The organism is Methanocorpusculum petauri, from assembly GCF_026891975.1.
In the GTDB taxonomy this organism is placed as follows: Archaea; Halobacteriota; Methanomicrobia; order Methanomicrobiales; family Methanocorpusculaceae; genus Methanocorpusculum; species Methanocorpusculum petauri.
The window spans coordinates 24,760-37,962 of sequence record NZ_JAPTGB010000016.1 but is presented as its reverse complement, the minus strand read 5'-3'; the positions used below and the strand labels follow the sequence as shown (position 1 = coordinate 37,962).

Genomic DNA, 13,203 nt, shown 5'->3' with positions numbered 1-13,203 from the left:
TGTTCCATTTTGGAACAGATGGCGGATGTATGGAACAGTTTGAGGTACATTACGCCGCCAGTTATTTTTGATACAGGATGCATACCTGAAGTACCGGCAGGTTGTGTACTCCGGTTGATGATACAATGTATGTCGTGTGTTTGCGATGCAGGGTACGTGGCAGGGAGGGATAGTCGGAAGAGTTTTCGATCTGTTGGATACTTTCCGGGAAAAAACGGATGATGCCGGCCCCATAGCGTGGCCAAACTGTCTGTGAGGTCCGGCTCTGTTTTTTTCGCTGTGGCGATATATGAAATTTTCTTTCGCGGGGAGCGTGAGCTTTCGCGTTTTTGTCTGGAATCAAGGTATGAGTTCTGCAAAGTCAGTTGAGGTTGAGCGGTTGAGTACGGAGACAGCACCCCTGTTTTCGGTAATTATGCCGGTGTACAATAAGGAACCGTATATCCGGGATACGATTGCGTCAGTGCTTGCGCAGACGTGTTTGTCGTATGAGGTGGTGATGATCGGCGGGGTGTCTTCGGACAATACGGATGGGATCTGCCGGGAGTTTGCGGCGGCAGAGCCGGAGAGGTTCCGGTTTGTGGTGCAGTCGGGGAAGGGCGCGGCGAATGCGAGAAACGATGGTATCCTTGCGGCCCGCGGGAGGTATGTGGCGTTTCTGGATGCGGATGATCTCTGGGTGCCGGAGTATCTGGCGGTGATGGCGAAGCTTGTCAGAGATTTTCCGGCGGCAAAGATGTTCATCGGGGGACACCGCTGGAAGTTTCAGGACGGGCATGTGATGAACAGAATTATGTCGGTTCCCCGCGGTTACATCGATATTTTCCGGTCAAGCATGGAGTATGACGGTTTTGCCATCCAGACGTTTTGTGTGGTGTGTGAGCGTGAGGCGGTTCTGGATATCGGACTGTTCAAGACGGAGTATGTGATAGGAGAGGACACGGATCTGATTACGCGAATGGCGTTACTTCATGAGGTCGCATATGAACCGCAGCTGCTTGGAACCTATCTGGCGGAGCTTCCTTCATCACTCTGCAAATACAGCAGAGGATTTGTGGTGCAGGTTCCCGCAGATACGGAGTTGTCGGCGGCTGATCAAACATCCGAGATCGTGAGTTATCATGAGCGATGGATTCTCTCAACGGTTTTGAATAATCTGGATCGCGGCAATCACACGGAGGCACGGGATCAGCTTTCCCGCGTAACGGTTGGGTGGAAGCGGCATAAGAGATTACTGCGGGTTTTGTCCTATCTTCCCACACCGCTCTGGATGCGGGTTCATGAGATTTTCAATACGATCGTTTGGCGTCACAAATGGGATGAGGAGAAGGCATGAGAGAAGAACGATTGCATGTGATGTTTGGCATGTGGGATTTGGCCGATCCGTACAATCAGCACATCGGCGTTACGATAACCTCTCTTGTGATGAACTGTTCCCTGCCGGTAACGGTACATCTGTTGTACGATGAAAATCTGCATAAGGACTCTCCCGGGTACCGGGATAATCAGGAGAAGTATCGGCAGCTGGAAGAGCAATTCGGTGTGAAAATCTTCTATCATCACATCGTTTTACCGAATTACGTACTCCATACCCGGGGCGGCCTTGGATATTTTTCTCCCGGATGGCCGCCATCTGCATTTTTCCGAATATTTTCCCCAGATCTCTTAGTGGATCTTGATTGGATCATTTATCTTGATGGAGATATTGTTGTGAATACTGATCTTGCCGAAATATGGAAACGAAGATTGGTGGGAGAAGAGTTTGCTGTTGCCTGCTGTAGAGATCATGGACCCGAATACTGGAAAAATTCCCGGTTACGCTATTGTAAGAAAGTTGGAATTCCAACAGAGGGTTACTTTAACTCAGGTGTTCTCCTCATGAATCTGCGAAAAATACGTGACGATTATACGATTGTTGAGAGTACCAAGGAAATTCTTATGAACCACCCCGATCTCCCGTTACCTGATCAGGATATTCTGAACATCATTTTTGCAAATGACATACTATTTCTTCCAGAAAAATACAATCTGCCTGCGGGTTTAGATCAGGGTGATTGCTATAAATCCAGTTGTGTTCACTATATTTTTTGTGAAAAACCATGGAGGGATATTGATTATCCGGCTGCTAAAGAGTACTGGAAATATCTCTCTCTATCACCGTGGGGAGATACCTTTGAAAAAATATACTCCACGATTCAGTTAATGACGTATCGTGCTCCACTTGACAAACGTGTTTTAACTGGAAGTATCTTAAATTTGCGCACATTCCTCTCTAATCTCCTTCGTCGCGGATGGAATGACGTACGCGGCGTGAAAAAACTGCGGTGGTAATGATGCCGGAGAAGATTGGAATCATTACCTTTCACCGGGCAGAGAATTATGGAGCATTTCTTCAGGCATATGCATTACAGACAATCTTAAGAGAACAAGGTCACCGTGTGGAAATTATTGATTATGCTCCAAAATATCTGGAACAGGTGTACAAACACAGACACCGAATAACATTACCTACAGACACCGTGTGTCAGAAATTTTTGAAATTTTTCTACGGTTGCTACATGGATCTGCTGAATTTTGGAACGATACGGCGGAGGCAGAAATACTTTGCGTCCTCACAGTATCACTGCCTGAATCTATCTCCGGCATCCGCCCATACGTTTGAAGAACTCTCTGCATCTGAAATGGACTATACCTGTTGTATCTCCGGCAGTGATCAGATCTGGAATCCCAAGCTAACGAATGGACAACTTGATCCGGCATACTTCCTCGCATTTGTCCCGTCATCCATCCGCAGTATAGCATATGCTGTTTCCATGGGCGGTCCTTCTTTGGAACCAACCTACCGATCAGAACTACAAAAATATCTCCAGACCTACACCAATATCTCTGTACGTGAAGGATCCGCAACACCATATCTCGAACAACTCAGCAAAAAACCGGTTGTCCCAGTACTTGATCCCACACTGCTTCTCACACAAAAACACTGGAACAACTTTTTCGAATCACCCCGATTCTCAGAAAATCTCAGTAATTTTATTTTTGTGTACTCCCTTGCCGGCCCATTCCAAAATTCCCGTCTGGGTAAAAACAGCGTTTTGGGATTATCCGACCGTTTGAGAAAGACATACAACCTGAAAAGAGTGATCTATGTCGGGAATGGAAAAGACAAGATCTACCCAAAAGAAACCTACATTCCTCCCGAAGAGTTCCCGTGGTATTTTGCCCACGCCGCGTTTGTCGTCACCGATTCCTATCACGGAACAATTTTCTCTCTCATCAACAAAACACCGTTCTACACCATCCAACAGGAATCCAACAATACTCGGGTAGCTGATCTCTTAACCTCACTTGGGCTTCGCAACAGGCTGGTCTCATCCGCATCAGAGATCACCACCATACATTCTGAGATTGACTGGGACACAGTCGAAAAAAAACTTACCGTTTTGCGAACACATTCTCTGGAATACCTTACGAAGGCAGTAATGAACACAGAAAGTATCGAAGGGGTGACCAGTGTCGACAGTCCTTGAAACAACCGTTGCCTCCGGGTTCTGCTGCGGTTGCGGCGTCTGTGCCGGCATGTGTCCTGAGCAGAATCTTGTAATGGAGCTGAACCGATACGGCGAGTACAATCCCGGAAAACATCGCGAATGCACAACCCACTGCGGCCTCTGTGAAAAAGTCTGCCCCTTCCTCACGGGCAACCCGGACGAAAACGAACTCGGAAAAATTCTGTTCAGTAAAATTCCCGGCATACACCACCGACTGGAAACCGGCTACTATCTCTCCTGCGGTGTCGGAGCTGTTACGGATACCGAACATCGCATGGCCTCCGCCTCCGGAGGACTTGCCACATGGTTCCTCGAAGAACTGCTTCACAAACAGATCGTCGATGCAGTGATCTGTGTGGAACATGCCGGTGACGGGCGGCTATTCCAGTTCTGCTCGGCAGCAACACCCGAAGAAGTGAGAAAGGGAACCGGATCCGTATATTATCCGGTTGAAATCTCCGGTATGCTCCGAAAAATAATGACCGAAGACAAACGGTATGCCGTCATTGCTCTGCCCTGTGTACTCAAAGGCCTGCGGCTTGCGCAGCAACGAATCCCGAAACTGCGGGAACGGATAGTGGTGATGGCAGGACTTACCTGCAATCACCTGCCAAGTGCCAACTTCACCGGATATGCCGCGTACTGCTCAGGATTACAGGAAAAGGTTGCCCGTGTCTCCTATCGCTGCAAATCCAACACCGTTCCCCGTGTACTGTTTACATTCCAGTTTGTCGGCGTAAGTGGAACAAAAACAGCGCAAAAGTGGGATGGATCCCAACAGATGTGGAACATGTTTGGCAGCCGGTTTTGTTCATTACATTCCTGTGATTGTTGTGATGACATCTGGGCAGAATGTGCGGATGTCGTTTTTATGGATGCATGGCTACCCGAGTACTCACAGGAACTTCGAGGAACCAGTCTTTGGATTTCCCGATCTCCGCTCGTCGATCAGATTTTCATAGACGGCATAACATCCAACTCTCTGGAAGGAAATATTTGCGGGGTTGACCTGATTCTCCGTTCAGCAAACCAGCTGTGCTGGAAACGCGAGATGCTGTCCTACCGTCTTCACCTCATGCAGGAAAACGGCGAACACCCGCCGGCAAAACGGGTAGAACCCGGGTCAGGAAAGAATCTCAGTTTTCTTGAACGCGATGAATGCCGGAAATGTCTGGAGATTCAGCAGAAGAGCCGGATGAAAACCGCAGACGGTTATGCAGGAGTCAGTGAATGGTTCGATGCAGCCTATGCGGACAGGCCGCTTTTGATCAGAATCTGCAAAACAATCCTGCATCTGCTGTGGATGGGAAAGCATGCACCCGGATACCTGCTGCGGCATCTGCGGAAATGGTGTAGGCAGTCCTGATACCATACCCCAAACCTCTTTTGATCTTAGGACTTCGACAGTAAAGATATCATCCCGCACATTAGAAAATTTTCATTTCCGGAGGTGAAAATCGGTCATCACAACATTGTGTACAAATCCGAACATCAGAACAAAAAAGAAGGACACAGAAATTAATATCCGTCCATCAGCAGAAAATCCGCGATAGGGACATGCCGGACCCCATCCACATTCTCCCGCCACACCTCATCCATACTCACCACAAACTTCGGATAATGATCCCGAATCTCCAGAAGCGGCGCAAACTCACGCCTTGCCGTCTCCTCCGACTCCATCCGGAAACAGACCTGCACATACACTCGCTCGTCCTGTCGTTCCGCCACAAAATCCACTTCACGCCCATCCTGTTTCCCCACAAACACCCGGTATCCCCGACGGCTCAGTTCCTGCATCACCAGATTCTCCAAAATCCCCGCAATCATCCGATCCTTATACCCCATCAGCGCATAAATCAGCGACACATCACCCACATAATACTTCTCCATCGTTGCAAGAACCTCCCGCCCCCGGAGATCATAGCGGGGAATCCGCCGGATAATAAACGCACTCTCCAGCGCATTCAGATAATTATAGACCGTATTCAGATCCACCTTCCGGTGCTGACTCTTAAAATAATCCGCCACATTCTTCGCCGAAAAAATATTTCCCACATTCTCAAACACATACCCCACAACCCGCTCCAGCAGATCAATATTCCGGATATTATACCGCTGCACCGTATCCCGGAGAATGGCAGACGAATAAATATCATATACAATTTTTTCCATCGACTCGGGCGTGTACTCCGCAGTATGAATCACCGGAAACCCGCCCACGCGCAGATAGGAGAGAAACGCCGCATGAACGTCAGCAGGCCGCTCCCCCGTCCGGCACTCGGCAAACTCCAGAAACTCCGAAAATGACAACGTCTGTACCGGAATCTCCACATACCTTCCCGCAATGTACGTCGCAAGCTCCGAAGACAACAGACGGGAGTTTGAACCCGTCAGATAGATATCAGCCCTGCCGTCAGCCAACAATGAGTTGACCGCCTTCTCCCAACCCGCAACCTCCTGAATCTCATCCAGCAGAACATAATATCTCGTTGCATCCGTCATCCGATCCTTCACATACCGGTCCAGCTCTTTTGCCGAAGTGATCTCAGAATAATCCAGATTCTCAAAATTGATCCGGATAATATGCGAATCGGAAACGCCGCTTTTGCGAAGCTCCGTCTCAAGCAGGGAAAGAATCACCGACTTGCCGCAGCGCCGTATCCCGGTAATCACCTTGATGAAAGGCTGATCTCGATACGGCAGAATCTGCTGCATATACTGATTGCGGGGAATTATTGACATGACAGGGTTATACCCGGAAACATTCCGGACTCTTACCATATGTTTAGGGTTATAACCCTAAAAATATTCTCCGTAAGACAACATGTTCTGCCCATACCCAGAAACATCTTTATCTCCGGAACGAACACGGCACACCAACCACACACTTCCCGCACACATCACAGCCGGGATACAACGCCGCATTCTCCATACACACCGCAAAACACCGCCGTCGATCAAAACCCTCCGCAGAAAGCGCCCCGGACGGGCAGCGTGCAAAACACTTCCCGCACCCTCCACTCTGTTTGTACAGACACAGTTCCCCCGAAAGCGGCATGTCCGGCTCAACCGGAATCCGTGCCGCAAACGAACTCACCCGCCCGCAGCAGCCGGCCTTTGTGATCAGCATATTATTCACCCCGAACGTCCCGAGACCTGCCAGCACCGCAAAATGACGGTGCGACCATCTGCTCATCAGCGACTCCCCCGCAAAACCCGCCGCCGCACCCGGCACAGCCGCTGTTCCCCCGCGAGAACGGATCAGTTCCGCCAGCTGATCGTTCAGCTCCGCAAACAGGGCATTCGTCTCCGCATACGCCCGCGCCCACGCAAACGACGCGATCGTACCGGAACGGTTCGTCTCCGCAAGATCCCGCGTAAACGGCAGAAAGTACGCGACCACCACATTCGCATCCGCGAGAAGATCCTCCGGCAACAGATGATCCGGAGAAACGGAATGCTTCAGCTCCCGCAGTGCAGAACTTTTCGCATCGCAGAATCCCACAATCGGATCACCCCACCGTGTAACAATCCCGGGCCGTCCCGCATACGCTTTGATGAATGTTGAAATTGTCGCGGCAATCAACTGCTTCATAGATGCAAAAGAATACTGCGGGGTGAGACATAAGCATACCGGAACAGATTTGCAGAAAAAAATTCGGGCAAAAAAAGATTAGAAGTGGAAGTTCTTCTGCACAATCTTAATCGCACAAAAATCGCCGCACATCGTACACGCATCCGTATCTGCCGGCATCCGTGCACTCCGGATCTCCCGTGCCTTCTTTGCATTCAGCGAAACTGCATACTGGCGTTCCCAGTCAAGATCGCGTCGTGCATGGCCCATCTCCAGATCCGCCTCACGGGTCTTCGGAAGCTTCACCATATCTCCCACGTGGGCAGCAATCCGGGAACTGATCACTCCCTCATACACCTCTTCCGGTGTCGGCAGAGCAAGATGCTCTGCCGGCGTCACATAACAGATAAAGTCCGCACCCGCCGCAGAAGAAACCGAAGCACCGATAGCCGCAACGCGATCATCATAGCCCGGGGCAATATCCGTCACCAGGGGACCGAGCATATAGAACGGCTTATTATTCGTCACCCGCTTCTCCAGCTGCACATTGGCCGCAATCTCATCCAGCGGAATATGTCCCGGACCCTCCATAATACACTGAACACCTGCCGCATGCGCCTGATCCGCAAGCTCCGCATTAATCAGCAGCTCCTGAATCGCCGCCCGATCTGTCGCATCATGACAGGCACCCGCCCGCATACCGTTTCCGAACGAAAGCGTAACCTCATGCTCTTTTAAAATCTCCACCAGATAATCGAACCTGCGGTACAGCGGATTTTCCTGCTCATTATGCAGCATCCAGGCCGTCATAAACGCACCGCCGCGGGACACCAGACCACCATGACGTCCCTGATGCTTCAGCCGCTTCACCGTCTCATAATTGATACCCGTGTGAATCGCCATAAAATTCGTACCGAGTTTCGCCTGTTCCTCCGTGATCGTAAACAGATCATCCTCATCCATAAAGACCACACCGCCTTTCTTGCGGGCCGCCTCAATAAACGCCTGATACAGAGGAACCGAACCCACAGAAAGCGTCGTCGCCTCAATCACACGCCGGCGGATATCAAGAAAATCCCCGCCGGTCGAAAGCTCCATCAGCGAGTCCGCACCCGCAAGCTCTGCCTGACGGGCTTTCTCGATCTCCTCCTCCACATTCACAATATCAGACGATGTACCAATTGATGCGTTCACCTTTGTACGCAGGCCCGAACCGATACCGCAAAGCTTCACTTTCCGGTAGGGGCTCATCGGAATCACCATATGTCCGCCGGCAATACCGCGGCGGACAAAATCCTCGGTCACGCCTTCAGCGGCTGCAACGACTTTCATCTCTTCCGTGATAAGTCCGCGTTTTGCGTCTTCCACAATAGTCATGGATAGTAATCGGGATGGATACAATATAAACTATCTTATTTTCATTAAATAAAATACAATTTAATTTGTGAAACGGACAATTGGACACGATATCAGCACAGATAATACGGAGCAGCAGAAGAATTGCAAAAGAAAAGTTGTATTGAAGAACAGTTTGTCGATGCGGACCGCAAGCTGATTTGTTCTCAGTGATCCATCATCCGTTCGAAAAATTTTGGCGGGCGGTGATCTTCCCGTACATCCACCCGGATGTATCCCGGCTCTGCCGCATCCAGCACAGCAGGCACAATAACCTCCGCAAGCTTATCGCCTGCAACCTCTCCAGCAAGTCCGCCGAGCGTCACTCCGATGTACTTGCCGGTCGCCTTTCCGATCGTCCCGCCGATGACCGGAACCGCCCGTCCGGCAAGACCGCCGATCTGCTTTCCGGCAAATCCCCCGAGTGCCGAACCCGCCGCAACCGAAGCAACCTTGATCGGCACCGCAAGATCCGCAGAAAGTTTTCGCATGATACTCTCGTGGTAGGTCTCGTCGGTATATAATTTTGCCGGTGACGGCACAGCCTGAAAACACATCTTTAATACCGTTCACAGCGAGAATTAGTAAACATGGTAAAAGTACCCTGTCAGGAAATTGTCTGGGACATCATCCCTGCCATGCAGGCAGCCCTTGCCGCCGAACTGGTCAATCGCGGCGTATCCCAGATCAAAGTTGCCAAAGCCCTGTCAGTTGCTCCATCCGCCGTATCCCAGTATCTCTCCGGCAAACGGGGATACCGCATCGTCTTCGACGACGACATCAAAGAACTCATCGGCAGACTTGCCGAAGACATCAACAGCGGAACGATCACCGAAGACAAACTCGGCGAAGAGTTCTGCATCATCTGCCGTCACCTTCGCGGCAGTGAAACCTGCGGCGGACACAACGCATGAACAGCTTCTCGAACGGTCTTTTCAACGAACAGGCATTCGCCCTGACTGTCAACGGCAGAAACCTTCTCTCGGTTCTCATGCTTCCCGACCTTCCCGAAGAGTTCGCCCGCGGTTATCTCGCAACCGAAGCAATCACTGCCGCCGACGAGATCGAATCGATCATGATTGATGGGACAACGATTGGCGTCCTCACCAAAAATCCCTTCAGGGTTCTCCTCCCCAAACGTACCGTCATCTCCGGATGCGGCGGCACTGCATCCTACCTTGACCCCGCACGGCTGCCGGTCATCTCAGACGGCATCACCATGCGGGCTGACACCCTCACGATACCGTTCCCGCAGAATATTCTTGCTGCCGGAGGTTTCTGTGCCGCCGCCGCCCTGCCGGACAACACACTCTTCACCGCAGGCGACCTCAGCCAGCCGACGGCAATCGACAAAGCATGCGGCCTCCTCCTTCATGCAGGTCTGCAGCCTGCCGCCGCCGCCCTCATCATCTCCGGCAAACCAACCGCCGACACCATACGAAAAACCCTCAACGCCGGCTTCTCCATCCTCGCTGCATACCAGCCGCCGACCGCTCTGGCTGTAGAACTTGCCAAAACCGGGAACCTCACCCTCATCGACCTTCCGCACAAAAAGATCCACACCCATCCGGAACGGATTGTGTAAAAAAAGTTAGTAGGTATACACAACCGAAACGGTTGCTGTTGTCTTCAGCTCGCCGGACTGAATCGTTGTGGGAACTCCGGCTGCAGTGGCATCCGCCTTCATCAGCATTGTCTCCGCCGAGTTGTAGGAAACCGAGTATCTGCTCTGATCCACCGAAACCGTACCGGTTGAAACGATGTTCACACCAAGAGCCGAGGCAACGGCGTTGGCATCAGCCCGTGCAGCGGTAACCGCGGCAACAAGAGCCTTGTTACGCTCGGATACCTGTTTTGCATCGGAAAGGCCGAACTGTAAACTGCTCACACTGTTTGCTCCTGCGCCAACCGCGGCGTCAATATACTCACCGGCCTTTGACACATCATACGACGTCATCTGAATAGTATTGCGGACCTGATAGACCTCCGTACCGTTCGGCCACTTTCCCGGATTGTACTCACCGATGGTGTATGAGTAAATATTGTATCCGGTCGTCTTCAGATTATTTTCTGTAATACCTGCATTTTTCAGCGCCGCAACAACTGCCGCAATCTGTTCGGCATTCTGTTGCTGCGCGATCTTTGCATCCGGATCGGTTGTTTCAACTGCAAAACTGATCATAACCTTATCCGGAGTCGTCACCGACTCTCCGTAACCGGACGTAAGAATCACCCGGTCTGTCTGGGAGTTCTCTGCTGCTGCGGGGAGCACAAGAAGGGCAAACACTGCAAACAGCACAAGAACTGCGACTGCACTTTTTCTCATTATGTATCAGATGAATAATTACCCTCAATCATTCATATAGCTATGGTAAACTACCAAAATTCCGGTAGTTTTGAAAAAAGAAAAAAAGATCAGAGACCTTTGTCCGGCATATTGAGAATCCTGACTTCCCGCTGCGGGAAAGGAATCGAGATATTTCTCTCGCGAAACAGCCGGTCAATCTCACTGTTCACCGCATCAATTGCCGCATAATAATACAGTGGTTTTCCCGCACAGATCACCAGCTCAAAGTTCAGACTTGAATCACCGAATGACAGAAAGTTCGTCTCGACCGGTTCGTCGTGCGAAAGATACGGTGTTTTGGCAAACACATTGTCCACCGCATCCTTCATCGTTTTTTTCACCAGTTCCACATCCGAACCGTAGGCAACTCCGATTTTCAGGCGGATCAGCATGTACTCCTGCGGGGCCGAGAAGTTGATCACTGCATCGCCTGCGATTTTTGAGTTGGGAATGGTCATCAGTTGTGAGTCGAGGGTTTTGATCCGCGTACTTCGCGGCCCGATCTGCAGCACCTCGCCAAACTGCCCGCTCACCTTTACCCAGTCGCCGACCCGGAACGGCGTGTCCATATAGAGCACCACGCCGCCGAAAATATTTCCGAGAACATCCTGAGCCGCAAGGGCGACCGCGATTCCGGCGATGCCGGCACCTGCCAGAAGCGGGGTGATATTGATGTTCAGCGTGTTGAGAATCATCATTACGCCGAATCCCCAGATGATGACCCGGAGGGTGAATTTAAGGATAGGTCCTGCCCTGCTTGGTTCGTGATGATCGCTTGGATAGAAGTGGTCAACGGTACTCATGCCGATGCGGTACACCGTCCAGATGCAGAGAAACACCAGCAGTGCATCATAATATCTGGTGTTGATCTTCAGCAGATCCGGCATGTAGGTATCAAAGGCGATATAGATGGTTGTTGCCAGAATGAATCCGGCAATCGGATAGCCGAATGCATTGACAAGGAACCGGGCACTCTTGTGATGGAGATACCGCAGCAGGAAGTGTGTGGCAATCCCCACAATAACTGATGCAGAGATGCCGATGAGCAGAATCCCTCCGCCCATAAACAGCTCATCCAGTTCAAGCATATCACTTACGTTCGTCCCGAAACAACCTATACCTTCGCAACAGGTCAATGAGTATTTGTACTGGCAGGCACAATACTAACAGTAATTCATGACCATCGGAACTGATATGGCAAAGATGCTTGCCGAGGTGGTTGATCGGGATATCCGGATTATGCATGTGTGCGGTACGCACGAGGCAGCGATTGCGAAGTACGGTATCCGATCGGTTCTGCCCCCGCAGCTGAAGATTGTGATGGGACCGGGGTGTCCGGTCTGTATTACGCCGCAGGGAGAGATTGACGCGGCCTGCGAGCTTGCGGAACGCGGCTGCATTGTGGCAACCTACGGGGATCTGCTCCGTGTTCCGGGGACGAAGACGTCGCTTGAGCATGTGAATGGTGATGTCCGGATTGTACAGGGCGCGGCTAAGGCAGTTGAGATTGCCCGCCAGAATCCGGAGAAGGAGGTTGTGTTCATCTCGGTCGGGTTTGAGACGACCGTGCCGACCGTTGCGGCCACGCTTCTGACGAATCCTCCGGAGAATTTCAGTATTCTTGTGTCGCACCGGCTGGTACCTCCGGCGATGAAGTGGCTGATGGCTCAGGGCGAGGCATCACTGGACGGGTTTATTCTGCCGGGCCATGTATGTGCGGTGATGGGCTATCATGAGTATGAGGCGTTTCCCGTGCCGCAGGTGGTGGCAGGGTTTGAACCGGAGGATATTCTGCTGTCCCTTCTGATGATTGCCCGACAGGTGGAGAATGGTGAGGCGAAGGTGGAGAATGCGTACCCGCGGGTGGTCACCCGCGAAGGAAATGTGAAGGCGCAGAAGCTGATGCAGGAAGTCTTTACGCCGACTGATGTGGAGTGGCGCGGTTTTCCGGTGATCCCGGATTCGGGTCTTGCGCTCAGACCGGAGTTTGCGGCGTTTGATGCACAGAAAAAGTTTGATCTGGTGTATGCGAAGGTGACGAAGAACTCAGGCTGCATCTGTGACCGGGTGCTCCGGGGGCTTGCGGATCCATCCGACTGTAAGCTGTATGGGAAAGCCTGTACGCCGCGTGTTCCGGTCGGTCCCTGTATGGTGAGCCATGAGGGGGCATGCCGGATCTGGTATCAGTACCAGCTGCAAAAATAATCCTCACTCTTTTTATACTGAAAGGGGCAATAGAATAAGGCACATTCTTTTCCAAGCACTTGTAGGGTAGCGGATATCCTGGAAGCCTCCGGAGCTTTCGACCCGGGTTCAAATCCCGGCAGGTGCGTAAG

Annotated in this window: 13 protein-coding genes and 1 tRNA gene; 8 read left to right on the top strand and 6 right to left on the bottom strand. The window is 51.4% G+C overall.

All coding sequences use genetic code 11. From position 1 onward, the window contains the following. Nucleotides 1-346: 346 nt before the first annotated feature. From O0S10_RS07835 to O0S10_RS07820, 4 genes are read left to right on the top strand one after another with little or no spacing between them, the layout of a single operon-like run. The gene (locus O0S10_RS07835; protein ID WP_268925328.1) at nucleotides 347-1,336 is read left to right on the top strand and encodes a glycosyltransferase family 2 protein; all 990 of its coding nucleotides are present in this window, start codon (nucleotides 347-349) and stop codon (nucleotides 1,334-1,336) included. Further along, nucleotides 1,333-2,331 carry a glycosyltransferase family 8 protein gene (locus O0S10_RS07830; protein ID WP_268925327.1) on the top strand — a complete coding sequence of 333 codons (999 nt, stop codon included), beginning with the start codon at nucleotides 1,333-1,335 and terminating at the stop codon, nucleotides 2,329-2,331. The genes O0S10_RS07835 and O0S10_RS07830 overlap by 4 nt, the downstream gene beginning before the upstream one ends. Next, entirely contained in the window at nucleotides 2,331-3,530 is a 1,200-nt protein-coding gene (locus tag O0S10_RS07825) for a polysaccharide pyruvyl transferase family protein (RefSeq protein WP_338148562.1), read from the top strand. The genes O0S10_RS07830 and O0S10_RS07825 overlap by 1 nt, the downstream gene beginning before the upstream one ends. Continuing rightward, complete coding sequence (locus O0S10_RS07820; protein WP_268925326.1) at nucleotides 3,514-4,917, top strand: Coenzyme F420 hydrogenase/dehydrogenase, beta subunit C-terminal domain; 1,404 nt, start codon at nucleotides 3,514-3,516, stop codon at nucleotides 4,915-4,917. Before O0S10_RS07825 ends, O0S10_RS07820 begins: the two co-directional genes overlap by 17 nt. A 152-nt stretch (nucleotides 4,918-5,069) precedes the next feature. Here the strand turns inward: O0S10_RS07820 and O0S10_RS07815 are convergent, their stop codons facing one another. From O0S10_RS07815 to O0S10_RS07800, 4 genes are all read right to left on the bottom strand, one after another. Then, nucleotides 5,070-6,293, bottom strand: coding sequence for an ATP-binding protein (locus O0S10_RS07815; protein ID WP_268925325.1), 1,224 nt, complete (start codon nucleotides 6,291-6,293; stop codon nucleotides 5,070-5,072). A gap of 109 nt (nucleotides 6,294-6,402) precedes the next feature. Next, nucleotides 6,403-7,146, bottom strand: coding sequence for a hypothetical protein (locus tag O0S10_RS07810; RefSeq protein ID WP_268925324.1), 744 nt, complete (start codon nucleotides 7,144-7,146; stop codon nucleotides 6,403-6,405). A gap of 78 nt (nucleotides 7,147-7,224) precedes the next feature. Beyond that, nucleotides 7,225-8,502 (bottom strand): phosphomethylpyrimidine synthase ThiC, encoded by a 1,278-nt coding sequence (thiC, locus tag O0S10_RS07805; RefSeq protein ID WP_268925323.1) that lies wholly within the window; start codon nucleotides 8,500-8,502, stop codon nucleotides 7,225-7,227. A gap of 185 nt (nucleotides 8,503-8,687) precedes the next feature. Continuing rightward, entirely contained in the window at nucleotides 8,688-9,077 is a 390-nt protein-coding gene (locus O0S10_RS07800; RefSeq protein WP_268925322.1) for a tape measure protein, read from the bottom strand. A gap of 33 nt (nucleotides 9,078-9,110) precedes the next feature. Between O0S10_RS07800 and O0S10_RS07795 the strand changes: the two genes are divergently transcribed. Further along, nucleotides 9,111-9,434 (top strand): transcriptional regulator, encoded by a 324-nt coding sequence (locus tag O0S10_RS07795; protein WP_268925321.1) that lies wholly within the window; start codon nucleotides 9,111-9,113, stop codon nucleotides 9,432-9,434. After that, entirely contained in the window at nucleotides 9,431-10,105 is a 675-nt protein-coding gene (locus O0S10_RS07790) for a formate dehydrogenase accessory sulfurtransferase FdhD (RefSeq protein ID WP_268925320.1), read from the top strand. Before O0S10_RS07795 ends, O0S10_RS07790 begins: the two co-directional genes overlap by 4 nt. Before the next feature lie 6 nt (nucleotides 10,106-10,111). On the opposite strand, the gene O0S10_RS07785 is transcribed toward O0S10_RS07790, so the two are convergent. Continuing rightward, complete coding sequence (locus O0S10_RS07785) at nucleotides 10,112-10,846, bottom strand: SIMPL domain-containing protein (RefSeq protein ID WP_268925319.1); 735 nt, start codon at nucleotides 10,844-10,846, stop codon at nucleotides 10,112-10,114. Between the two features lie 89 nt (nucleotides 10,847-10,935). Beyond that, nucleotides 10,936-11,955, bottom strand: coding sequence for a mechanosensitive ion channel family protein (locus O0S10_RS07780; RefSeq protein WP_268925318.1), 1,020 nt, complete (start codon nucleotides 11,953-11,955; stop codon nucleotides 10,936-10,938). 88 nt (nucleotides 11,956-12,043) lie between these two features. Here O0S10_RS07780 and hypD point away from each other — a divergent pair, with 88 nt between their 5' ends. Both hypD and O0S10_RS07770 read left to right on the top strand, forming a co-directional pair. Beyond that, the gene (gene hypD / locus O0S10_RS07775) at nucleotides 12,044-13,072 is read left to right on the top strand and encodes a hydrogenase formation protein HypD (RefSeq protein WP_268925317.1); all 1,029 of its coding nucleotides are present in this window, start codon (nucleotides 12,044-12,046) and stop codon (nucleotides 13,070-13,072) included. A 55-nt stretch (nucleotides 13,073-13,127) separates the two neighbouring features. Then, nucleotides 13,128-13,199, top strand: a tRNA-Arg gene (locus tag O0S10_RS07770). Nucleotides 13,200-13,203 lie beyond the last annotated feature (4 nt).